The following is a 22,530-nucleotide window of genomic DNA, read 5'->3' as shown; positions in this document are numbered from 1 at the left end:
CCTATATAAACACCATGCCTATATTTTTTTATTTATTTGCAACATTAATAACTATCAGTAGCTTATGCGTTGTCTTAAGCAAAAATTCCGTATATTCGGTATTATGGTTAATTTTTGCATTTATCAACGGTGCAGGGCTTATGATTTTGCTTGGAGCAGAATTTTTAGCTATGATGCTGATAGTGATTTATGTTGGAGCTGTAGCAGTATTATTCTTATTTGTGATAATGATGCTAGATATGCACTTTAATAAGACAATAACGCAGCTAAAAGCAAATCTAGCTTTAAGTATTTTTATAGCTTTGATTATGTTTGCCGATTTAGTAATAATTATTTTACTTGGTACTAAAAATATTAATTTCAACTCCAATGTATCGTTTGTCATAACAAATAATATCTCAAATACTAAAGCAATAGGAGGCATACTCTACACAGACTTTATGCTACCGTTTCAAATGGCGGGCCTTATATTATTTGTCGCTATGATTGCATGTATTACGTTAACACTAAAGAAGCGTGAGGGAGTAAAACGTCAAGATATATCAAAACAACTACTTCACAATAAAGAAAATACCATATTAATGACAAAGCCTATTCTAAATAAAGGTGTTGAGAATATTAAATATGAATGAATATATTTCGCTTAATCATTATTTAATCTTAAGCAGCTTAGTTTTTACTATCGGAATGTTTGGATTATTTATGCATCGCAAAAATATTATCAATATATTAATGTCTATTGAGTTAATGCTGCTTGCAGTTAACATAAATTTTGTTGCATTTTCCGTATATATGCAAGAATTATCGGGACAAATTTTTAGTATTATAATCTTAACCGTAGCAGCTGCCGAAACCTCAATCGGGCTTGCAATATTACTAATATATTTCCGTAATAAAGGCTCCATTGAAATTACCGACATTAATCAGATGTGGGGATAATGATGTATCAAAATATTTCTATAATGATCATCATGTTACCGCTTGCATCTAGCATAATAAATGGGTTATTCGTAAGGGTAATAGACAAAAAATTAGCGCAAGTAATTGCAACCGGCTTTTTATCTTTATCTGCCTTATTCTCATTAATAATATTTTACGATGCAGGCTTAGACGGGAATATAATCCATATTAAATTATTACCATGGATTGAGGTTGGAAATTTTAAAGTAAATTGGTCGATTTATATCGATCAGCTAACTAGCATAATGTTTATAGCCGTAACATGGGTGTCAAGCATCGTGCATATCTACTCGCTTGGCTATATGGCCGAAGATAAGGGGATTATACGCTTCTTGTCTTTTCTTTCTTTATTCACTTTTTTTATGTTAATGCTAGTATCTAGCGATAATTTCTTACAGTTATTTTTCGGTTGGGAGGGCGTCGGCGCTTGCTCATATTTACTAATAGGTTTTTGGTATTCAAAAGAATCAGCCAATAAAGCAGCGATTAAAGCTTTTATAATAAATAGAGCCAGCGATTTTGCTTTTATCTTAGGTGTAATGACGATTATTGTTTATTGTGGCTCGGCAAATTACAAAGATGTATTGTCATCTGCAGAATTATTATCTAATATAAAAATATTTTTACATTTTTCCATTCTAGACATTATTTGTTTATTATTATTCATCGGTTGTATGGGTAAATCTGCACAGATCGGTTTACATGTATGGCTTCCTGATGCGATGGAAGGACCGACTCCGGTATCTGCACTTATTCATGCAGCAACCATGGTAACGGCAGGAGTATTCTTAGTAGCACGCTGCTCGTATTTATTTGAATATAGCCCTTTAATTCTACAATTTATTACGATTATCGGCGGTGTTACTTGTCTCTTTGCTGCAAGCATTGCTATTATGCACAGCGATATAAAGAAGATTATTGCTTACTCAACTTGCAGTCAGCTTGGTTATATGTTCATGGCGTGCGGAGTATCTGCCTATAATAGCGGAATATTTCACTTAGTAACTCATGCCTTTTTTAAGGCCTTATTATTCTTATCAGCCGGCAGCGTAATACATGCCGTTCACGAGCAGGATATTTTTAAAATGGGTGATTTAAGAAATAAAATGCCGGTAACTTATGGCAACTTCTTAATCGGCTCACTTGCACTAATAGGGATTTATCCTTTGGCAGGATTTTACTCTAAAGACTCGATTTTAGAAGCGGCTTATAGTAGCGGCTCGTTTATGTTTATTTTTGGAATAGCAGCAGCAATACTTACCGCTATTTATTCAATGAAGATTATTATGTTGGTATTTCATGGCAAAACTAAGCTAGCAAAAGATGTTTTTGAGCATGCTCACGAACCGGCTAAAGTAATGAATAATCCACTTATATTACTTGTCGCCGGGAGCTTTTTTAGCGGTATGATCGGCTATTATTTACTTGCTATGGACAAACCAAACGGTTATTTCCATGCAAGCCTATTTAATTTACATATTTATAAATTACTAATTAGCCACCCGCCTTTATATATTAAGCTACTACCTATGGCAGTCGGTATAGTGGGGATTGTTACTGGGATTTACTTATATAAGTCAAGCACTGTTATGTCATTCCCGCAAAAGCGGAAATCCAGTAAAAATATTAAAAACGCCTGGATCCTACGTTCAAACCGCGGGATGACACCCCTTGTATTAATTTCCAACATATTACGCAATAAATATTACTTCGATGAAATATATAATTGCTTAATTGTGAAACCTATTAACTGTTTAGCTTCTTTATTTTATCTTGGCGATCAGCAAATAATTGATCGTTTTGGACCGAACGGTTTTTCACGAGTCGTTAATTGCTTTAGCGTTCTTACCGGCAAAATACAAACAGGATATGTTTTTAATTATGCTTTGTATATAGTATCATTCATTGTTGTAACAATTAGTTATTTTGTTTGGAAAAACATAATGTACTGATGTTATTTGCGTTAAAAACTAAAACCATCATTGCGAGCGAATGTAAAGAGCGTGACAATCTCATGAAATAATAACAAATTCCTGAGATTGCTTCGTCAATTACTTCGTAATTTGCTTCGCCATGACGGAAAAAAACTCATAAAATCTTAAAGAATGTTAGAATTACCTATTATATCTATCAGTATTTTTCTGCCGCTAATAAGCGTGCTATATATTTTGCTGTTTATTAGTCAAAGTAAAAAAGCAGATAAACCGATATATGTAATGTATGTTGCAGTGCTTAGTTCTGTTTTAACATTCATCTCAACTATCTATATTTTAATAGAGTTTGACTCCTCAAACCCCGCTTATCAATTTGTTGAACGCTACGCTTGGCTTGATAAGATCGGGCTTGAATTCCATATAGGCGTTGACGGTATATCAATATTTTTTGTGGTTCTAACTTCTTTTCTTACTCTTATTTGTATAATTGGAAGCTTATTTACCATTAAAAAATATATTAAAGAATATTTGGTATGTTTTTTATTAATGGAATCTTTTTGTATAGGGGCATTTACCTCGGTAAATTTACTATTGTTTTATCTGTTTTTTGAAGCAATATTAGTGCCGATGTATATTATGATCGGCGTATGGGGTGGCAAGAATAGAATATATGCAGCTCTTAAATTCTTCTTATATACGTTCTTTGGTTCTGTATTTTTCCTGCTTTCATTAATTTATATTTATAGCAAAATGCATAGCTTTGATTTAACCTATCTCTTTCAACTTACCGATAATATTCCATTATTTGTTCAGCAAATTTTATGGTGGGCTATCTTTATTGCTTTTGCCGTTAAAATCCCTATGATTCCTTTTCATACTTGGCTACCCGATGCACACGTACAAGCTCCAACCAGCGGCTCGGTTATTCTTGCCGGTATTTTGCTAAAACTCGGCGGTTACGGTTTTTTAAGAGTATTACTACCTCTATGTCCGAGTGTATCACAAGAATTTGCAATTTACGTAATTTACCTTAGCGTTATTGCTATAATATATGCATCACTCGTTGCGCTTGCTCAAAAAGATATGAAGAAGATGATAGCATATTCATCTATTGCACATATGGGATATGTTACGATAGGTATTTTTAGCTTTACTAAAGCCGGAGTTAGCGGAGCAATATTTCAGATGCTTAGCCACGGCGTGATTTCTTCATGTCTATTCTTAATAGTCGGTACTTTGTACGAAAGATTACATACAAAAGAAATAGCTAAATATGGTGGTGTGGCAAGTAAAATGCCGGTGCTTGCCGCATTTTTTATGATTGCAATGCTCGGCTCTGTCGGGTTACCCGGAACTAGTGGATTTATTGGAGAATTTTTAAGCCTGCTTGGGATTTATAAGGTGAATGTAGTAGCAACCTTTATAGCAGCTCTCGGCATAATCTTCGGGGCGGTTTACATGCTGAAATTATACAAAGAAGTAATGCTCGGTGAAATTACCAATAAAGAAATTATGCATTTCAGAGATTTATATAAATACGAAATAATCTCAATAGCTCCTTTAATATTATTAATTATTTACTTTGGTCTAATGCCGAGTTCTATTTTAAATGTATTTAGCTTATCGGTGGAAAATTTGCTGGTAAAATTTTAATTGCTTACAAAAAATATAAATGCTACTCTAATTATAGAACTTAAAAGTGAGATTTATATGAAAAAATAGCAAAAGAAACTAAAAAACAAACCATGAATTAAACAACGCAACTAAAAAACTAGGTCAAGAAGCTAATAAGGTAACAGGCATAGATATAAGTCATGTGGTAAATCCTGATGCATCAGATCATAAAGAAGCTTGAAGCGATGCTCGTGAGAAACTTGGAATTGGTCATAATAATCAACAAGATAATACAGAATTAACTGGGACCATACCAGAAGAGCATCATGAAAATTAAATGCAACAGATGTCATACTGTGGCTTGATCACGATATCTAGTAAAATTATTAGTATTTTGAATTGCTTTTATGGATACCGTGGTCAAGCCACGGTATGACAAGGACATGCTATCACTTCATCAATTACAATTTAAAAACTTATTTGATCTAAATATTACTTTTCTTCCTTCTTCTATCACATATATAAAAGGAGCTAACGGTTGTGGGAAAAGCTCGTTGCTACGAATGATAGCAGGAATTATGCAACCGAGTAGCGGTAATATCTACTATAGAAACTGTAATATTAACAATATCGCTAAACTTTACTGCACTTATATCGGTCATAATTTAGGTCTAAAATCAGAAATGACTGTTTTTGAGAATCTAAAATTTTGGTCAGAAATTTATAATTCCGCTGAAACCCTATATGCTGCTATTCATTACTTCAAATTACACGACTTATTAGATAAAAAATGCTATAGTTTGTCTAGCGGAATGCAGAAAATCGTAGCCATAGCAAGACTTATTGCTTGCCAATCTGACTTATGGCTACTTGATGAAGTTGACACTAACTTAAGCAAAGAAAATAGGGATTTACTCAATAATCTAATTGTCATGAAAACAAATAGCAGCGGTATTGTTCTTCTATCCTCTCATCTAGAAAGCTCTATAAAATCTGCACAGATATTACAGCTTGATTAATTATTATTGTTTTGCGTATTTTTATAAATCTCCCAATGTACAATAAAAAATATAAGGCTAACTATAATCCCAATTGAACAATTAATTATTGTACTTACAGCATTTGTTTTAGTAACTTCTATATATTATTCTTATAACTAATTCTCTTGTCTTCTAGCTCTTTTAGAGGCAACCCTTTTAATTGTTCATATAAATCCTTATAATATGATTTTAGCTTTAAATATTGCTCATTAGTACTATATATTTTATGAGTTCCTCTTATTCCGGTAGGAATGAATGCATTAAATGTAATAGAGAGCGTTATCAATAAAACTATAGTAGTAACAAAACAAACTACCATACTATAAATCTGTTTTATAAACATAATTTTTTAGTTTTTATAATTAAGAGAATAAAAGTCAAAAAAAAAGAAAAGCAATAATTAAATTACAAAGGTTTATGAAATCTCGAATGCAAGGTTCGAATTTTCATGATATATTTTTTTAATTTAACTTTTTTGAAATGAACCTATTAACAGAATCACAATAGCATAATATACGTATATATTCCGAATAAATGGAGAGTAATTAAACGAGTATATTACCTATACTCGTAATCTTTGTGTAGTTTACTAGCGAGTGCCTGTTCCCATCTATCGCCATTTTGCAGTAATCTTTCCTTATCGTAAATAAGTGCGGTATGAGTTAGACTTGCAAACTCAAAATTAGGACCTTCAACTATTGCATCTACAGGGCAAGCTTCCTGACATAATCCGCAATAAATGCATTTTGTCATATCTATATCATAACGAGTAGTACGCCTGCTGCCGTCTTCTCGTTCGTCCGCTTCAATTACTATCGCTTGTGCCGGACAAATCGCCTCACAGAGTTTGCATGCAATGCAACGTTCTTCACCGTTTTCATAGCGACGTAAGGCATGTTCACCCTTAAATCTTGGACTAACAGGGCTTTTTTCATAAGGATAATTTATGGTAACTTTGGGCTTAAAGAAATACTTTAAAGTCAAAGCCATCCCCCTTACTATCTCATATAGAAAAAACGATTTTAAATAGTTTATCATAAAAATTATATATTAAAGATCGATGTATTTCTACAGGGCATCACCCGCATGGATACCGAGTCGTCATTGCGAGCAGCCGTAAGCTGTGTAGCAATCTCGTCAAATATCCTTAGATTGCTTCGTCAATTACTTCGTAATTTCCTCGCAATGACGGGTAAACCGATCAAGCAACAATGACAATAACACCTAAATACTTGGTAAATTATCTGTATAAACAAGCACGTTTGATACTAACACTACCCAAAATAAAGTTAGAGGTAAAAATACTTTCCAGCCAAGTTGCATTAATTGATCATAGCGATATCTTGGTAAGGTCGCTCTAATCCATAAAAAACAAAACAATAAGAATCCGACCTTAAATACAAACCAAAAGAACCCCGGAATACAATCTAACCACGATATATTAAAGGGCGGCAAGTAACCTCCTAAAAAGAAAGTCGTAGTCATTGTACTAACTAATATCATATTAGCATATTCACCTAGAAAAAATAAAGCAAATCCCATAGAGGAATATTCAACATTATAACCAGCAACTAACTCCGATTCTGCTTCAGGTAAATCAAAAGGTAATCTATTTGTTTCGGCAAGCACCGAGATAAAAAACACGACACCCATAGGTAGTAACATTAAATCAATCCACCACGGCATTGTTCTTTGTGCTTCAATGATCTCACTTAAATTGAGAGTACCGGTAGTAAGTAGCACGGTAATAATAACCAGCCCCATTGACACTTCATAAGAAATCATTTGGGCAGAGGAACGTATAGCTCCTAAAAAAGCATATTTTGAGTTACTAGCCCAGCCAGCAATAATAATGCCGTAAACACTTAAAGAAGAAATAGCAAGAATATATAAAACACCTACATTAATATCTGCCAGAACTACGCCCTTTGCAAAGGGTATAACTGCCCAGCCGATTAAACTTAATATAAAAGTTATCATCGGTGCTAAAATAAATAATATTTTATCGGAATTGGTTGGAATGATCGGCTCTTTGAATAAGAGCTTAACCGCATCGGCAATAGGCTGAAGTAATCCAAACGGACCGACAACGTTAGGTCCTCGTCGAAGCTGCATTAATCCAATAACACGACGCTCTGCATATGTTAAATACGCAACACACAATATTAAAGGGATAGTAATTGCAACTACCTTTAGAGCGATGATAATTAACGGAAAAATATATTCAAAAAAGAGTTCTAGCATGATTGTACTCTTATTATATCATTCCCGCAAAAGTGGGACTCCAGAAAATAATTTACAAAAAAAGAGCTGGATTCCCGCTTTTGCGGGAATAACATACGGGGTGAGAATAGCATATTTTTCATCATGCCGCCTCCTCGTCTCTTGCTTCCTTAGCCTCAACACACTTAGCCATAGTGACCGAATTTTTACTAATCACATCAGTCATATAATAATTAATAGGTTCTGCAGTGATAGGCTCTTTTGATAACTTATCTTTAGAGCTAAACTTACTAAATTTATTTTCTATAATTCTATCAATACTAGCAAATACCTTATATTCTTTAGCAAGCCTTACTCTTACTTCTTGCAAATTATCCATTCCGATATCTATTTTTAGATAACCGGCAAGCTCTTTAATAATTTCTATATCTTCTTTAGCTACCCCTACAGGCGATACTGCTTTTTCTGCTATTTGCGGTCTACCTTCTAAATTTACGTAAATTCCGCTCTGCTCGGTATAAGCAGCCGCAGGTAAAATTACATCAGCACTGCTAGCACCTGCGTCCCCGTGATGTCCTTGATATATTATAAAAGTCGATTTCAGCTTATCAAATGGGATGGCGTCCGCTCCAAGTAAATAAGCGAGTTCCAACTCTTCGAGCTTAATAGGAGTATTAAAACCAATATCAAGACCGCCAACTATAGAAGCGTGATTATGCAATATATTAAAACCTTTCCAATCATCACGCATAATATTATATTCAGTCACTATCTTATGAATAAGCGACAATATAGCATATCCGTCATCTCTTGCATATACACCGTCACCTACTATAATCATCAGATATTTTGCTGCTTTTAAGGCTTTCGTAAACTCATGAGTACCAATGGCTAGCTCCTCAATAATCTTAATATCACTTCCTAAATCCTGAATTTTATAGGTTTGGTTATGCCCCCCACCTATTCTTGCTACTTTTAGTGAGTCGGCACGTACTCGCATACCTATTCTACTATTTAATACTGGAGCTATTTGCCTTGGATTTGCTCCGACTAGCAAACATAAATCAGCCTTTTCTATCTCTGCAATAGTAGTATTAAATAAATAATTGCCTCGCTGCATGGTATCTAGTTTATAGTCAAACTGATTAACGCTGTAATTATTAGAGCCAAGCTTTTGCAATAATGTTTTTAACATAAACATTGCTTCGACAGAAGAGAGAGAACCAGCAATAGCAGCAATCTTTTCTGGTTTTACGGATTTTATTTTATCCGCTACTGTCTTTAAAGCTTCACTCCAGCTAGCTTCTACTAACTTACCGTTTTTTCTGATATAAGGACGATCCAAGCGCTGATATTTTAAACCGTCATAACTAAAACGATTCTTATCCGAAAGCCACTCTTCATTTATTTCTTCATTAACACGAGGTAATATCCTCATTACCTCATCGCCTCTACTATCAATACGAATATTAGAGCCTTCGGCATCATGCACTCCAATGCTAGCGGTATGTTTTAGCTCCCATTTACGAGCTTTAAAAGCATAAGGCTTAGAGTTCAAAGCACCGACGGGACAAATATCGATCATATTACCGGAAATTTCGGAATCTAAAGTTTGCTCTAAATATGAAGTTACTTCCATGTGTTCTCCACGGTGAATAGCTCCCATTTCCTCTATTCCCGCTATATCGCTCGCAAATCTAATACATCTTGTGCATTGTATACATCTAGTCATAGCTGTTTTAATCAGCGGTCCTATATATTTATCTTTAATAGATCTCTTATTTTCGTGAAATCTATTAGTACCTTTGCCGTATCTGAAAGCCTGATCCTGTAAATTACACTCTCCGCCCTGATCACAAATAGGACAATCTAAAGGATGGTTAATCAGTAAAAACTCCATCACCCCTTCACGTGCTTTTTTTACCATAGGCGTATCGGTATGAATAACCATACCGTTACTTACCGGCATAGCACAAGAAGCTATAGGCTTTGGTGATTTTTCCATTTCAACCAAGCACATACGGCAATTACCAGCGATTTTTAGACGCTCATGATAACAAAAATGAGGGATTTCTTTTCCTGCTTGTGTACAGGCTTGATAAACGGTGCTACCTTCTGATACTTCTATTTCAGAGCCGTCTACGTTCAGCTTTATCATTTTTATTTTATCCAATAAGTCATAGGGTCTGGGGATGCTTTGTCTTCTATCATATATTTAAAACCGATGGCAACACGAAGTATATACCAAACAGCGAGTATAAAGTATAGTACTACTCCAATCATGATAAACGTAAATATAAAACATACAATCCACCCAAGAACCCCAAGGCAAAAAGTACGAAATAAAAACACGTAATGACTAATTGCAAAGTTATCGCCTTTATCTTTGTTAAGATATGCAAAAAATACCCCGATTAACGACAATATCGGAGCTACGATCCCGCATAAATATAATATATATACCACAATTAAATTTTTCTTACCGCTCTCGGTATATTCTTTAAGATGCTTGTCCATATTTTTACCTCTTTATGTCGTTCCCGTGTGGCGTTGTTGCATGGCTATCTGAGTTGTCATTGCGAACAGCCGTAGGCTGCGTGGCAATCTCATGAAATAATAACAAAATCCCAAGATTACGTACAATTGCTACGCAATTTCCTCGCAATGACGATACCAGCAAACTACCCCTTCAAACTCTCTACCACAAAATGCATAATACTGCCGTGCTTTATATAATTTATTTCATTATCCGTAAATATTTGCAATATTAAATCGATTGTTCTTATTGCACCGGTTTGTTTTTTTATCACGCATTTAACAGGATTATAAGAGCTTATATTCTCGCTTAAGCCTGTAATGTCAATAGTTTCTGAACCGTCTAACTTTAAATCTAATCTTGTATTATTGCCGGTAAAAGTTAACGGTAAAATACCCATACCTACTAAATTTGAGCGATGTATTCGCTCAAAGCTCTCGGCAATCACTGCCTTTACACCAAGCAACCCAGGTCCTTTTGCTGCCCAGTCTCTAGATGAGCCGCTGCCATATTCTTTACCTGCAAAAATCACTACCGATACATCATGAGCTTTGTAGTCCATAGCTGTATCGTAGATAGTTTGCTGCGTGCCGCTTAACTGGTTTATGGTCAACCCGCCTTCTACACCTTTACACATCTCATTTTTTATACGAATGTTAGCAAATGTGCCACGCATCATTACTTCATGATTTCCTCTACGTGATCCGTAAGAGTTGAAATCTAGAGGCTCTATATGATGGTCCGTTAAATATTTAGCAGCAGGGCTGGTTTTACTAATACTACCTGCCGGCGAAATGTGATCGGTAGTAATAGAATCACCGAGAATTGCTAGAATTTTTGCAGATTTTATATCTTGTATATTATTCTTGCTGCCTATATCCTTAAAATAAGGTGGATTATTAATATAGGTACTATTCTTATTCCAGTTATAAGTAGAACTATTATTAACCTGTAAATCTTTCCACTCTTTCGTTCCACTAAATATATCAGAATATTTTTCTATAAACATAGAGGAATTAATTGAATTTGCAATAACTTCATCTATCTCTTCTTTGCTTGGCCAAATATCTTTTAAATAAATATTTTCTCCTATAGGCATATTTGTTAGATCTATATTAAGAGTGCCGCTAAGTGCATATGCTACAACTAAAATAGGCGAGCCGAGATAGCTTGCTTTAGTAAGCGGATTAATTCGCCCTTCAAAATTCCTATTACCAGATAAAACAGAAGCAACAACTAGCCCGTTTTTGTTAATAGTTTCCTCTATTTCTGGATTTAGAGGTCCGGAATTACCGATGCAAGTAGTGCAACCGTAACCTACTAGATTAAACCCTAATTCATCTAAATATTTATCAAGACCACTAAGCTTCAAATATTCCGTTACGACTTTTGAACCAGGAGCAAGAGAAGTTTTAACCCAAGGTTTTACCTTTAACCCGTGTTCTAGTGCTTTTTTAGCAAGAAGTGCTGCGCCAATCATAACCGAAGGATTAGAAGTATTAGTACAGCTAGTAATTGCTGCAATTACCACATCGCCGTTACCGATTTCGTAATTCTGATTTGCTACGGCATATTTTTTATCAATGTCTTTATTTTCTAAAGCAAAATTCGGTAATTCATATTTAAAATTACTTGCTACATCGTTTAAGTTTACTCGATCTTGCGGACGTTTTGGACCGGCAAGTGAACTATGTACCATAGATAAATCTAGCTCTAAAACCTCGGTATATTCTGCCGCATGTTCAAAATCATACCAAAGATTCTGCTCGATTGCGTATTGCTCTACTAATCTGATTTGCGTTTTTTCTCTACCTGTTAGCTCTAGATATTTTATAGTTTCTTGATCAATCGGGAAAAAGCCGCAAGTAGCACCATATTCAGGCGACATATTAGAAATAGTAGCACGATCGGCAATCGTTAGGTTTTTAAGACCCTCACCGAAAAACTCGACAAATTTACCTACTACTTTCTTTTTCCGCAACATCTCGGTAACGGTTAAAACTAAATCGGTTGCGGTAGCTATACCTGTTAATTTTCCTGTTAGTTTTACCCCAATTACCTCCGGCAGGATCATAGTAAGAGGTTGACCTAGCATGGCAGCTTCTGCCTCTATTCCGCCGACTCCCCAACCAAGCACCGATAAACCGTTTACCATAGTTGTATGGCTATCCGTTCCAATTAGACTATCAGGATAAAGGGTGCCGTCTTTATGCCACACGACTTTTGCTAAATATTCTAAATTTACCTGATGACAAATACCCGTACCCGGCGGCACTACTTTAAAATTATTAAATGCTTGCTGCCCCCATTTAAGAAATGCGTAACGCTCTATATTACGTTTCATTTCCATTTGAACATTTTTATTGAATGCATCCTTATCTGCATAAGAATCAACGCTTACGGAATGGTCTATTACCAAATCAACAGGAATAAGCGGGTTAATTTTTAACGGATCGCCTCCTATTTTCTTCATCGCATCACGCATAGCCGCCAAATCTACAATAGCAGGTACACCGGTAAAGTCCTGCATCAAAACTCTTGCCGGCATAAAATCTATTTCCGCATCAGATTTTTTAGTTTTTAGCCATTCTTTAAATACAAGTAAGCTTTGCTTTGAACCATTAGAACGTAATACATTCTCAAATAATACTCTTAAACTATATGGAAGCTTTTTTAAGGGAAGATCGATATCGCTTACCGCTTTATTTATATCGTAAATTTTGTATGAAGTATTATCGACTGATAACTCTTGTATATATTCTGAATTATGTACTTTTGACATTTGTTTCTCACTTGATTATGTGGAATGAACATCGTCATTGCGAGCAGCCTTAACACTGCGTGGCAATCTCAGGAAGTTTGACAAGATTGCCACGTCGCTTCTCGCTCCTCGCAATGACGGAAAAAAGCCTTGCAATGACATTAAAATAACCTTATCCCAAAACGTAGATTTTTTAAACAACTTAATGTTGATCTGATAAAGTTTTTTGAAGATCGAGAAGCTTAGTTGCTATTTCCGCTTCACTTAAATTCGTAACGTTAATAGCCGTTTCCGTAGCTATATTAATATAATTTGCCGTTACTTCGGTTACACCGCCGGAAATAAGATAAGTGTTTTCGGATTTATGCATATCATCTATATAAACCTGCATTAAACCGGCTTTTAAACTCACAATCATCGGAACGTGACTCGGCAGCACTCCAAACATACCATCCTCACCCGGCATTGTTACCATTTTAGCTTGCTTTTCAAATGCAATACTTAAAGGAGTAATTATTTTGACTAGAATTGTTGCGTTCATAGAATAATATAGTAAACTTACTATGTCATTCCCGCCTACGCGGGAATGACATCAACGTCACTTCAACGTCTGCGCCTTCTCTATAGCCTCGTCTATAGTTCCAACCATATAAAAAGCAGCTTCCGGTAAATCATCGTATTGACCCTCTACAAGTCCTTTAAAGCCTGCGATAGTATCAGCTAGATTAACAAATTTGCCTGCAGCTCCGGTAAATACTTCAGCGACATGGAAAGGCTGCGATAAGAAACGCTGTATTTTTCTAGCACGTGCCACGGTTAGTTTATCTTCTTCGGATAGCTCATCCATACCTAAAATAGCGATAATATCCTGCAACGATTTATAAGCTTGTAAAACCTGCTGCACTTGTCTTGCTACACTATAATGTTCTTCACCGACAATCATCGGATCAAGTACCTGCGAATTACTATCTAACGGATCAACTGCTGGATAAATCCCAAACTCGGCTATCTGACGGCTAAGTACTGTTGTAGCATCTAAATGTGCAAAAGAAGTAGCAGGAGCAGGATCAGTTAAATCATCTGCCGGTACATATATAGCCTGCACGGAAGTTATTGAGCCGTGCTTAGTAGAGGTGATACGCTCTTGTAGTTCGCCCATATCGGTTGCAAGAGTAGGCTGATACCCTACCGCTGACGGAATCCTACCGAGTAACGCCGATACTTCAGAACCTGCTTGAGTAAAACGGAAAATATTATCTACAAAAAACAAAACATCCTGCCCTTCATTCATATCTCTAAAACTCTCCGCAATGGTTAGACCGCTTAACGCAACTCTTGCCCTTGCTCCCGGCGGCTCGTTCATTTGTCCATAAACTAAAGCTACTTTTGACTTTTCAGGCTCTGCAAGGTTAATAACACCCGAGTCAATCATTTCATGGTAAAGATCATTACCTTCTCTAGTTCTCTCACCTACTCCTGCAAATACCGTATAACCGCCATGTGCTTTAGCTACGTTATTAATAAGCTCCATTATAAGCACGGTTTTACCGACTCCTGCACCACCGAATAGTCCTATTTTACCGCCTTTAGTATAAGGAGCAAGTAAATCAATAACTTTAATACCGGTTACCAATATATTACTCTCGGTTGACTGATTGGTAAAATCAGGAGCAGGCTTATATATAGAAGAAATATTTGAGCTTTTAATATCTCCTTTACCGTCAATCGGCTCACCTACAACATTCATAATACGCCCAAGCGTCTCAGTACCTACAGGAATACGAATAGGACTGCCTGTATCTATTACTTCTACACCCCGCACTAACCCTTCCGTAGAATCCATAGCAATACAACGCACCGTATCATCACCTATATGTTGTGCTACTTCCAGTACTATCCTTTGTTTATCGTTATAGCACTCTAGAGCATTTAAAATTTCCGGTAACTCACCGTTATTCGTAAATTTTACATCCACTACCGCTGAAATAATCTGAGTAATTTTTCCAATATTCTTTATCATGATTTTTTCTTTTGTTAAAAAATATACTACGAATAAAATGAAGAATAGATAGACGCAGTTTAATGTGGAAAAGAGCAAGGTGTTTCATATTTTTTGACAGCGTACATACTAGTACGTGAGGATCAAAAAATATGAAACAACGACGCCAATTTTCAAATTAAACGAGTATATCTAAACCGCTTCTGAACCGGCTATAATCTCTATTAATTCCGTAGTAATAATAGCCTGTCTTGATCTATTTAGCTTTAAAACTAACTTGCTTATTAAATCATTAGCATTATTTGTTGCATTTTCCATAGCGGTCATTCTAGCTCCCTCCTCACTTGCTCTACTTTGTAGTAAAGCATAATTTATTTGGGAATTCACATATAAATTAATTAGATTAGAAATGAGATTCTCTCCCTCATATTCATAATTATAGTCAATTGATTTGGACTCGCCTACTATGTCACTCGTCGCTTTCCTATTATTTATAGGCTTCGCTCCTCGTTCCTTGTATCCGAATCCGACTAAATTAACTATAGGATTATCTATCATAGAATCATCCTGATATTTTGCTACCGGTAAAATCTGTTGTCTAGTCATAATTTGAGTCATTGCGTTCTTAAATTTATTAAAATATACAACACAATTACTAACTTCTAGATTTTCTACTGCCGACATAATTTTTTGTTTTACTTGTAGCATCAGATTTTCATCATGAATTTTGGGTAACTCAAAATAACTATCAATATAATTTACATATTGCCTTTTTAGTGCTTCGTAACCTTTTTTTCCAATAATGATAAGTTTTATTTGTTCGCCTTTATTTTCTAACTCTTTAATATCATTCTTAACTTGCTTAATTATATTGTAATTAAACGTTCCGCATAAACCACGCTGTGATGTCATAACTATCAATAAATTTGCTTTATTCGGCACGGTATTAAAAAATTTCTGCTCTTCTATAGATAACTCATACATATCAATTGATAATATAGCAGACATCATGTTACTAATAGCCTCAATATAAAAATTTGAATTGGCTATTTGACTCTTTATTTTTGCCATTTTAGAAGCTGATACTAGTTGCATTGCTTTAGTAATCTTTTGTGTAGATTTAACGCTTTTAATTCTAGTTCTTAACTGCTTTAAATTTGACATGTTTATTTAGTATTTTTATGTCATTGCGAGGAACGAAGCTTTGTTGCAATCTCGTCAAACATCCTGAGATTGCCACGCTCCTTTCAGTCACTCGCAATGACGATTTAGTATCCACACAAAAACAACATCATCTTATTTAACAAATTCCTTAACGAAGTTTTCTAAAAATGCTTTCAGTTTCTGCTCGGTTTCTTCGGTTATACGTTGCTCGTTTTTTATTGATTCCAAAATATCTTTTTTATTTAACCTTATCTCCGTAAGCATTTTATCTTCAAATTCTTTTACTTTCTGAAGCGGGACATCATTTAAATATTTCTTAGTTCCGACATAAATACTTACGATTTGTTCTTCTACCGGAAAAGGATTATATTGAGCTTGTTTTAATATCTCAACTAATCTTTTACCGTGATCGATTTGTGCTTTAGTGGCAGGGTCTAAATCTGATCCAAATTGCGAGAAAGACTCAAGTTCTCTAAATTGAGCAAGCTCTAGCTTTACCGAACCTGCTACCTGCTTCATAGCCTTTATTTGTGCTGCAGAACCAACACGGCTTACCGAAATACCGACATTAACGGCAGGCCTTACGCCTTTATAAAATAGCTCACTTTCTAAGAAAATTTGACCGTCGGTAATTGAAATAACATTTGTTGGGATATATGCGGATACGTCACCTGCCTGCGTTTCAATTATAGGAAGAGCAGTAAGTGAACCGCTGCCTTTTTCCTCTGACATTTTAGCAGAACGCTCAAGCAACCTTGAATGCAGATAGAACACGTCGCCGGGATAGGCTTCTCGCCCGGGAGGTCTTCTAAGTAATAATGAGATTTGTCTATATGCAACGGCATGCTTACTTAAATCATCATAAATAATAAGTGCGTGCATGCCGTTATCACGAAAATATTCGCCCATACTACAGGCAGAATAAGGGGCAATGAATTGAAGAGCTGCAGCTTCTGAAGCAGTAGCCGAAACAATGAGTGTATAGTCCATGGCTCCGGCATCTTCTAGTTTTTTTACTATTTGTGCAACATTTGATCTTTTCTGCCCAATAGCTACATAAATACAATAAATTTTATCACTTTCATTAGTAAGTGAATGAACTTGTTTTTGATTAATAATAGTATCAACGGCTATAGCCGTTTTTCCGGTTTGCCTATCACCGATTATTAACTCTCTTTGTCCTCTACCTATTGGGATTAACAAATCTATAGCCTTTATTCCGGTTTGTACGGGTTCACTCACGCTCATTCTTTCTATTATCCCCGGAGCTTTCATCTCGATATGTCTGTACTCTTTACTTGCAATATCGCCTTTGCCGTCAATAGGATTACCTAGAGCATCAACAACACGACCAAGCAAAGCTTTTCCTACCGGTACTTCTAAAACTTCTTTAGTTCTTTTGACATTATCACCTTGCTGTACTTGGTTATCATCCCCCATAATTACAGCACCGACACTATCGTTTTCCAAGCTTAAAACAAGGCCCTTAACACCGGATTTAAATTCTACTACTTCACCGGATTTTACATTAGCCAGACCGTAAATTTGGGCTATACCGTCACCGACGGTTATTACCTGCCCTACTTCCTCAAGCTCACTTAAGCAATTAATATTAGCTATTTCCTTTTGTAATATTTCAGCTACTTCAATAGGCTTTAGTTTCATGTGGTTTATGTCTCCTAATTTTCTTGTCATTACGAACGAGCATTGCCCGTGTGGATACCGAGTCGTCATTGCAAGCAGCCGTAGGCCTCATGGCAATCTCATAAAATATCCTGAGATTGCTTTGTCAATTACTTCGTAATTTCCTCGCAATGACTATATAAATATCTATGCAGCAATATTAACTGTCTTTAAAGCTTTCGTTATTTTCTCTAAACTACCTTTTATTGAGTAATCTTGCAACATACTATCATATTTAATTACAATACCACCAATAATAGTATTATCTATATCAAATAATATTTCTGTTTTTTGATTTAATTCTTTTTCTATACGAGATTTAATCCAATCCTGCTCTTTAGGTTGTAACTTATTTGCAGAAATAACCTGAACTATCTTTATATTTTTACTTTCATATAGTAAAGTATTATAAGCATCTACTATATTAGATAAAATAGCAGTACGAGAATTTTTTACCAATAACAATAAAAAATTTTGTACTATTGTGCTAATTTTGATATTTTTTGCTAATGAATTGATTGCGTTAATTTTGTCGTTCTTATTTACTATAGGAGAAAATAGGAACTCTCTAATATCAAAATTATCGGTAATTATACGGTTTATAGAAGTAATTTCTTCAAAGATCTTATCTTGTACATTATCAACCATAGCGTTATTAAATAACGCTACTGCATAATTCTCGATTAAATTACCTTTGTTCATTTTCTTAATTTATATCTCCGAAGTAAAATGAAACGTATATACGAAGATCAACTTCAACAAGAGCAAGGAGTCTATAAGGCGAGGAGCAGAGCATATACTTAATACGTGAGCACCACAGCTCTTATAAGACGACGTAGCCAATTTTTGAAGTTCATCGAGTATTATATATGTATTGCCCTATCATAAGCAGAGAATACTGATTCATGCATCATTTCCGATAAAGTCGGATGCGGGAAGATAGTGTTAATTAAATCCAACTCAGTTCCTTCTAAATTTTTTGAAACCACATATCCTTGTATTAATTCCGTAACTTCCGAACCTATCATATGAGCTCCAAGCAACTCACCCGTCTTAGCATCAAATATAGTTTTAATTAAGCCATCGCTATCACCACTTACTAAAGCCTTACCGTTAGCTACAAAAGGAAATCTGCCTATTTTAAGCTCATAACCTAAGGTTTTTGCTGCTTCTTCAGTCAAACCGACTCTTGCTATTTGCGGCGAAGAATAAGTGCAACCAGGAATATTATGTTTATTAATAGCATGCGGTTTTAAGCCCGCTATGCTTTCCGCTGCAATAATACCTTCATGGCTTGCTTTATGAGCTAAACAAGGCACTCCTGCTACATCGCCTATAGCATAAATTCCTGATGCCGCAGTTTGCATTAACCCGTTAGTAGTTATATAGCCGTTTTCTACTTTAATTTCTGTTTTCTCAAGACCTAAATTTTCCGTATTAGCTGTAATACCTACTGCCATAAGTAAAATTTCAGCTTGTAATTTTTGTGTTTTATTTGCTAACTCTAACTCAACTTCTATCTTATCTTTTGATTTTGTTTGCTTAATTAACTTAGAATTTGTAATAATTTTTATACCTTTCTTCTCAAAGTTCTTATGAGCGATTCCGCTAATTTCCATATCTTCAGCAGGCAATATTCTATTATGTGCCTCAATTACGGTAACATCCACACCAATACTATTATAAAACGAAGCGAATTCTATACCGATTGCACCTGAGCCGACAATAATCATAGATTTCGGCACATGCTGCGGTATCATAGCTTCTTTAGAAGTCCAAATTTGTTTACCGTCAGGCTTAAAGCCTTTTAAAACCCTAGATCTTGCGCCGGTAGCTATAATAATATTTCCTGCTTTTACTGTAGGTTTATCATTTATATTTATTACCTTATTTCCTGCAAGACTTGCTACTCCGTCTATCACGGTCACTTTGTTTTTCTTCAGTAGTAACTTAACACCGCCTGCAAGCTTATTTGAAATCTCTTTTGAGCGTTCGACTATTTTCTTAATGTTGATTTCAGCACCTTTAGCATCAATTCCATAATCTTTAGCATGTTTTATATATTCAAAAACCTCAGCAGATTTAAGCAGGGATTTAGTCGGTATACACCCCCAATTAAGACATACCCCACCCAAATGCTCTTTTTCTATTAATACAACTTTTTTCTTTAATTGTGCTGCTCTAATTGCTGCAACATATCCACCTGGACCACCGCCTATAACGGCTACATCATATTGTTCCATTTTATTTTTATTTTGTTAGTTTGTTTGTTATGAGCATTAACGTCATTGCTAGGAGATGCACAAGCATCGACGCAGCAATCTCAGGAATCATACACTATCTCCTGAAATTGCCACGCTCCTTTCAGTCGCTTGCAATGACGAAAATGGAAATGACACTATAGTATACTACTCTTCAGCATCCATCTATTCTTTTCATGTACCTTAATTCGTCCAATAATCATATCGGCTGTACCCTCATCGCCCTTTGCTTGTGCTACTTTGAGTCCCTTATATCATGTATCTCTAATAATATCTTGATCTTTTGTTAAACTTTTAAGCATTTCATTTGCTGTTGCGTTTAGATTTGCCTCATCTATAGATGCAAGTTTTATTAAATCTGATAATACGGGAACTTTAGCATTTAAACTTCTTATTCTTTCAGCAAGCTCATCTAAGCTTTCAGCTAAATCTTCATACTGCCCCTCAAATAATAAATGTAGACTTCTAAACTCTGCTCCTTCTACATTCCAATGATAATTTTGTGTTTTAAAATATAAAGCATAGCTATCTGCTAAAATTTGTTCTAAAGCTTTTACTCTTGCATAATACCCTTAAATTTCTATGAACTTTTTGACTTTATAACATTTCTTTAGATACTTCAAGCGATATTGAAATTTATATAATTTCACCTAATTGCAATGATTATATATTAATTATTAATTTTTGTTAATAATTTCTTGACTATCAAATAAGTACTGCTGATTATGCCCTTCAATTTTAAAAATCCAAAGGAATAGCAAAATGATACATCAATTAACTTCATTTTTAACCACTGTGGCAAGAATTACTACAGCAAGAGCAACAATTGGAGATCAAGAATATAATATGCTTAGGATATAACGGAGAAAATTATTATATATACTACACAAAATTTAATTGTATCGAATTGTCCTAAAAACAATATGACAGCGATGGAGTGTAGCAAAGGAATTGAATTATTAAATAGCGATATCATGAACCTAATATTTAGAGGGTTTTTCAAAATAAAGAAAGCGTTAACTAACTATAGACGAGGCTATTATTACTGCAATTAATGATAATGGAGACGATATACGAGATTATATATTAAAAAAACAAGGTGATAATACTTTTATTTATGAGGAAGTATTGATGAAAATATGTCAAGAAAATTTTCGTTATTATTTTGATCCACAAAATTATACTAAAATTTAAAACCCTACTATTGAGTATATACTTAATACTGCAGCAACTAATAACCCTATTACTATAGGTTATAGTAAAGGAGGCAAAATATTTGAGGCACTTAAAGGAAATAATTTGAATGGAATTTCTTCAGAAATAAAGGATTTTAATATCTAACCCGATATCTAGCACTACTCAAGGTACTAGCACAATAGAAAACTTATTAAAACTCATAACAAAAGACTTATCTGAAATAGCAGCTAATCCGATTAATAACACAATAACAAGCTCTACTGCCAAAATTGCTGAATCAATCTTTTCCGATAACACTGAAAGTTGGACTGAAACGGGAATAAATTTAATTAATAACACCGTAGCAAACCTTACTAATACGCTTTCAATACAACTTACAACTCTCAAGAAAATATGTTTGATGAGAGTGATAACGATAATTCCTTGGTTGCTCAATATATAAGCATTGGTACAGCTGTAGTTGCCTCCATAGCTGTTATAATAGGTGTAGGGGTAACTTGGTATGTTAGAAATAAAAACGCAACAAAAGCTAAACTAAAACAATATATTGATGAAATTGAAGCTGAAAAACTTGCTGCTGAAATTAATGAAGATGTTACTACTGAAAATAACACTCTACTTGATAATGATCATGCTGTGGTAGATATGACCGGAGTCTCCTATGAAGAAGAAGGTACTTTAGTATAGATAACCTATAGTATTGCTTTTTAATCAACAACCAATAGCAAATTCACTGTTGGTTGTTCCTCGAAAATAAAAATTGAGATTTATTTCAATTCTTTATTTATCAATTCTTTTAGCTTTTCTTTCGCTGCTTTTTTAGAACGTTGCCCTGCATAAGAATCATAATTTTTATTATCTTCAATGAAATGTACAAAGAAAACTGTTCTGTCATTTTTTTTTAGCCAACCTATAAACCATCCGATTTTACGATCCTTTAACTTTACAGTTCTATCTTGGCTAAGTTTATTACCGCTGCCGGTTTTACCGTAACGCTTCCAACAATCTACAAAATCTTCAATAAACAAAATATTTTTAGTCATTTCTTGGGCTTGAACACTTACAGGCAATTTATTCTCTGCTAGTTTCTGAAGAAAAGCTAATTGTTCTTACGGTGAAATTTTTAAAGAACTAGAAAACCATGCATTAGTTAAACCG

General features: G+C 34.8%; 19 protein-coding genes and 1 pseudogene. 6 read left to right on the top strand and 14 right to left on the bottom strand.

The window, feature by feature from the left end:
* Positions 1-14: 14 nt before the first annotated feature.
* From RAT170B_RS04805 to ccmA, 5 genes are all read left to right on the top strand, one after another.
* Positions 15-632 (top strand): NADH-quinone oxidoreductase subunit J, encoded by a 618-nt coding sequence (locus tag RAT170B_RS04805; RefSeq protein WP_045805734.1) that lies wholly within the window; start codon positions 15-17, stop codon positions 630-632.
* Positions 625-939: an NADH-quinone oxidoreductase subunit NuoK gene (nuoK, locus tag RAT170B_RS04800; protein WP_012151334.1), complete on the top strand. Its 315-nt coding sequence runs from the start codon at positions 625-627 to the stop codon at positions 937-939. The genes RAT170B_RS04805 and nuoK overlap by 8 nt, the downstream gene beginning before the upstream one ends.
* Positions 939-2,912 carry an NADH-quinone oxidoreductase subunit L gene (gene nuoL / locus RAT170B_RS04795; protein ID WP_045805733.1) on the top strand — a complete coding sequence of 658 codons (1,974 nt, stop codon included), beginning with the start codon at positions 939-941 and terminating at the stop codon, positions 2,910-2,912. The genes nuoK and nuoL overlap by 1 nt, the downstream gene beginning before the upstream one ends.
* Before the next feature lie 153 nt (positions 2,913-3,065).
* Complete coding sequence (locus RAT170B_RS04790) at positions 3,066-4,547, top strand: NADH-quinone oxidoreductase subunit M (protein ID WP_045805732.1); 1,482 nt, start codon at positions 3,066-3,068, stop codon at positions 4,545-4,547.
* Positions 4,548-4,951: 404 nt separating this feature from the next.
* A complete protein-coding gene (gene ccmA, locus RAT170B_RS04785; protein WP_045805731.1) occupies positions 4,952-5,527 on the top strand; it encodes a heme ABC exporter ATP-binding protein CcmA in 576 nt (191 codons plus the stop codon).
* A 118-nt stretch (positions 5,528-5,645) separates the two neighbouring features.
* Here the strand turns inward: ccmA and RAT170B_RS04780 are convergent, their stop codons facing one another.
* From RAT170B_RS04780 to RAT170B_RS08810, 13 genes and pseudogenes are all read right to left on the bottom strand, one after another.
* The gene (locus RAT170B_RS04780) at positions 5,646-5,891 is read right to left on the bottom strand and encodes a hypothetical protein (protein WP_045805730.1); all 246 of its coding nucleotides are present in this window, start codon (positions 5,889-5,891) and stop codon (positions 5,646-5,648) included.
* Positions 5,892-6,106: 215 nt separating this feature from the next.
* Positions 6,107-6,586, bottom strand: a complete 480-nt coding sequence (gene nuoI / locus RAT170B_RS04775; RefSeq protein WP_017442668.1) for an NADH-quinone oxidoreductase subunit NuoI — start codon at positions 6,584-6,586, stop codon at positions 6,107-6,109.
* A gap of 186 nt (positions 6,587-6,772) precedes the next feature.
* Positions 6,773-7,792 (bottom strand): NADH-quinone oxidoreductase subunit NuoH, encoded by a 1,020-nt coding sequence (nuoH, locus tag RAT170B_RS04770; RefSeq protein WP_014014813.1) that lies wholly within the window; start codon positions 7,790-7,792, stop codon positions 6,773-6,775.
* A 121-nt stretch (positions 7,793-7,913) separates the two neighbouring features.
* Positions 7,914-9,929, bottom strand: coding sequence for an NADH-quinone oxidoreductase subunit NuoG (nuoG, locus tag RAT170B_RS04765; protein WP_045805766.1), 2,016 nt, complete (start codon positions 9,927-9,929; stop codon positions 7,914-7,916).
* A 2-nt stretch (positions 9,930-9,931) separates the two neighbouring features.
* Positions 9,932-10,288, bottom strand: a complete 357-nt coding sequence (locus RAT170B_RS04760; RefSeq protein WP_045805729.1) for a DUF4870 family protein — start codon at positions 10,286-10,288, stop codon at positions 9,932-9,934.
* A gap of 164 nt (positions 10,289-10,452) precedes the next feature.
* The gene (acnA, locus tag RAT170B_RS04755; protein ID WP_045805728.1) at positions 10,453-13,089 is read right to left on the bottom strand and encodes an aconitate hydratase AcnA; all 2,637 of its coding nucleotides are present in this window, start codon (positions 13,087-13,089) and stop codon (positions 10,453-10,455) included.
* Between the two features lie 181 nt (positions 13,090-13,270).
* Positions 13,271-13,609 (bottom strand): F0F1 ATP synthase subunit epsilon, encoded by a 339-nt coding sequence (locus RAT170B_RS04750; protein WP_014121111.1) that lies wholly within the window; start codon positions 13,607-13,609, stop codon positions 13,271-13,273.
* 57 nt (positions 13,610-13,666) lie between these two features.
* Positions 13,667-15,088, bottom strand: a complete 1,422-nt coding sequence (gene atpD, locus RAT170B_RS04745) for a F0F1 ATP synthase subunit beta (RefSeq protein ID WP_045805727.1) — start codon at positions 15,086-15,088, stop codon at positions 13,667-13,669.
* A 171-nt stretch (positions 15,089-15,259) separates the two neighbouring features.
* Positions 15,260-16,231 carry an ATP synthase F1 subunit gamma gene (gene atpG, locus RAT170B_RS04740; RefSeq protein ID WP_045805726.1) on the bottom strand — a complete coding sequence of 324 codons (972 nt, stop codon included), beginning with the start codon at positions 16,229-16,231 and terminating at the stop codon, positions 15,260-15,262.
* Positions 16,232-16,363: 132 nt separating this feature from the next.
* Entirely contained in the window at positions 16,364-17,896 is a 1,533-nt protein-coding gene (gene atpA / locus RAT170B_RS04735; protein WP_045805765.1) for a F0F1 ATP synthase subunit alpha, read from the bottom strand.
* A gap of 165 nt (positions 17,897-18,061) precedes the next feature.
* Positions 18,062-18,616 (bottom strand): ATP synthase F1 subunit delta, encoded by a 555-nt coding sequence (gene atpH / locus RAT170B_RS04730; RefSeq protein WP_045805725.1) that lies wholly within the window; start codon positions 18,614-18,616, stop codon positions 18,062-18,064.
* A 161-nt stretch (positions 18,617-18,777) separates the two neighbouring features.
* Positions 18,778-20,157, bottom strand: coding sequence for a dihydrolipoyl dehydrogenase (gene lpdA / locus RAT170B_RS04725; protein ID WP_045805724.1), 1,380 nt, complete (start codon positions 20,155-20,157; stop codon positions 18,778-18,780).
* A 155-nt stretch (positions 20,158-20,312) separates the two neighbouring features.
* A pseudogene (locus tag RAT170B_RS08810) lies at positions 20,313-20,732 on the bottom strand (Dps family protein); the annotation flags it as partial.
* 1,033 nt (positions 20,733-21,765) lie between these two features.
* Here RAT170B_RS08810 and RAT170B_RS09820 point away from each other — a divergent pair.
* Complete coding sequence (locus RAT170B_RS09820) at positions 21,766-22,059, top strand: hypothetical protein (RefSeq protein WP_014014824.1); 294 nt, start codon at positions 21,766-21,768, stop codon at positions 22,057-22,059.
* 80 nt (positions 22,060-22,139) lie between these two features.
* Here the strand turns inward: RAT170B_RS09820 and RAT170B_RS09815 are convergent, their stop codons facing one another.
* Positions 22,140-22,415 carry a penicillin-binding transpeptidase domain-containing protein gene (locus RAT170B_RS09815; protein WP_186786290.1) on the bottom strand — a complete coding sequence of 92 codons (276 nt, stop codon included), beginning with the start codon at positions 22,413-22,415 and terminating at the stop codon, positions 22,140-22,142.
* Between the last annotated feature and the right edge of the window lie 115 nt (positions 22,416-22,530).

Origin of the sequence: Rickettsia argasii T170-B (genome assembly GCF_000965185.1) — a bacterium.
Lineage (GTDB): Bacteria > Pseudomonadota > Alphaproteobacteria > Rickettsiales > Rickettsiaceae > Rickettsia > Rickettsia rickettsii.
This window is presented reverse-complemented; position numbering and strand designations above follow the sequence as displayed.

What these genes read in the sequence shown, in the direction of transcription:
- nuoK (WP_012151334.1), top strand. Translation starts at nt 625, where the DNA reads ATGAATGAATATATTTCGCTTAATCATTATTTAATCTTAAGCAGCTTA.
- nuoH (WP_014014813.1), bottom strand. Translation starts at nt 7,792, where the DNA reads ATGCTAGAACTCTTTTTTGAATATATTTTTCCGTTAATTATCATCGCT.
- acnA (WP_045805728.1), bottom strand. Translation starts at nt 13,089, where the DNA reads ATGTCAAAAGTACATAATTCAGAATATATACAAGAGTTATCAGTCGAT.
- atpH (WP_045805725.1), bottom strand. Translation starts at nt 18,616, where the DNA reads ATGAACAAAGGTAATTTAATCGAGAATTATGCAGTAGCGTTATTTAAT.
- RAT170B_RS04790 (WP_045805732.1), top strand. Translation starts at nt 3,066, where the DNA reads ATGTTAGAATTACCTATTATATCTATCAGTATTTTTCTGCCGCTAATA.
- lpdA (WP_045805724.1), bottom strand. Translation starts at nt 20,157, where the DNA reads ATGGAACAATATGATGTAGCCGTTATAGGCGGTGGTCCAGGTGGATAT.
- nuoI (WP_017442668.1), bottom strand. Translation starts at nt 6,586, where the DNA reads ATGATAAACTATTTAAAATCGTTTTTTCTATATGAGATAGTAAGGGGG.
- ccmA (WP_045805731.1), top strand. Translation starts at nt 4,952, where the DNA reads ATGCTATCACTTCATCAATTACAATTTAAAAACTTATTTGATCTAAAT.
- atpD (WP_045805727.1), bottom strand. Translation starts at nt 15,088, where the DNA reads ATGATAAAGAATATTGGAAAAATTACTCAGATTATTTCAGCGGTAGTG.
- RAT170B_RS04760 (WP_045805729.1), bottom strand. Translation starts at nt 10,288, where the DNA reads ATGGACAAGCATCTTAAAGAATATACCGAGAGCGGTAAGAAAAATTTA.
- nuoL (WP_045805733.1), top strand. Translation starts at nt 939, where the DNA reads ATGATGTATCAAAATATTTCTATAATGATCATCATGTTACCGCTTGCA.
- atpG (WP_045805726.1), bottom strand. Translation starts at nt 16,231, where the DNA reads ATGTCAAATTTAAAGCAGTTAAGAACTAGAATTAAAAGCGTTAAATCT.
- RAT170B_RS09820 (WP_014014824.1), top strand. Translation starts at nt 21,766, where the DNA reads ATGTTTGATGAGAGTGATAACGATAATTCCTTGGTTGCTCAATATATA.
- RAT170B_RS04780 (WP_045805730.1), bottom strand. Translation starts at nt 5,891, where the DNA reads ATGTTTATAAAACAGATTTATAGTATGGTAGTTTGTTTTGTTACTACT.
- RAT170B_RS04805 (WP_045805734.1), top strand. Translation starts at nt 15, where the DNA reads ATGCCTATATTTTTTTATTTATTTGCAACATTAATAACTATCAGTAGC.
- atpA (WP_045805765.1), bottom strand. Translation starts at nt 17,896, where the DNA reads ATGAAACTAAAGCCTATTGAAGTAGCTGAAATATTACAAAAGGAAATA.
- nuoG (WP_045805766.1), bottom strand. Translation starts at nt 9,929, where the DNA reads ATGATAAAGCTGAACGTAGACGGCTCTGAAATAGAAGTATCAGAAGGT.
- RAT170B_RS04750 (WP_014121111.1), bottom strand. Translation starts at nt 13,609, where the DNA reads ATGAACGCAACAATTCTAGTCAAAATAATTACTCCTTTAAGTATTGCA.
- RAT170B_RS09815 (WP_186786290.1), bottom strand. Translation starts at nt 22,415, where the DNA reads ATGACTAAAAATATTTTGTTTATTGAAGATTTTGTAGATTGTTGGAAG.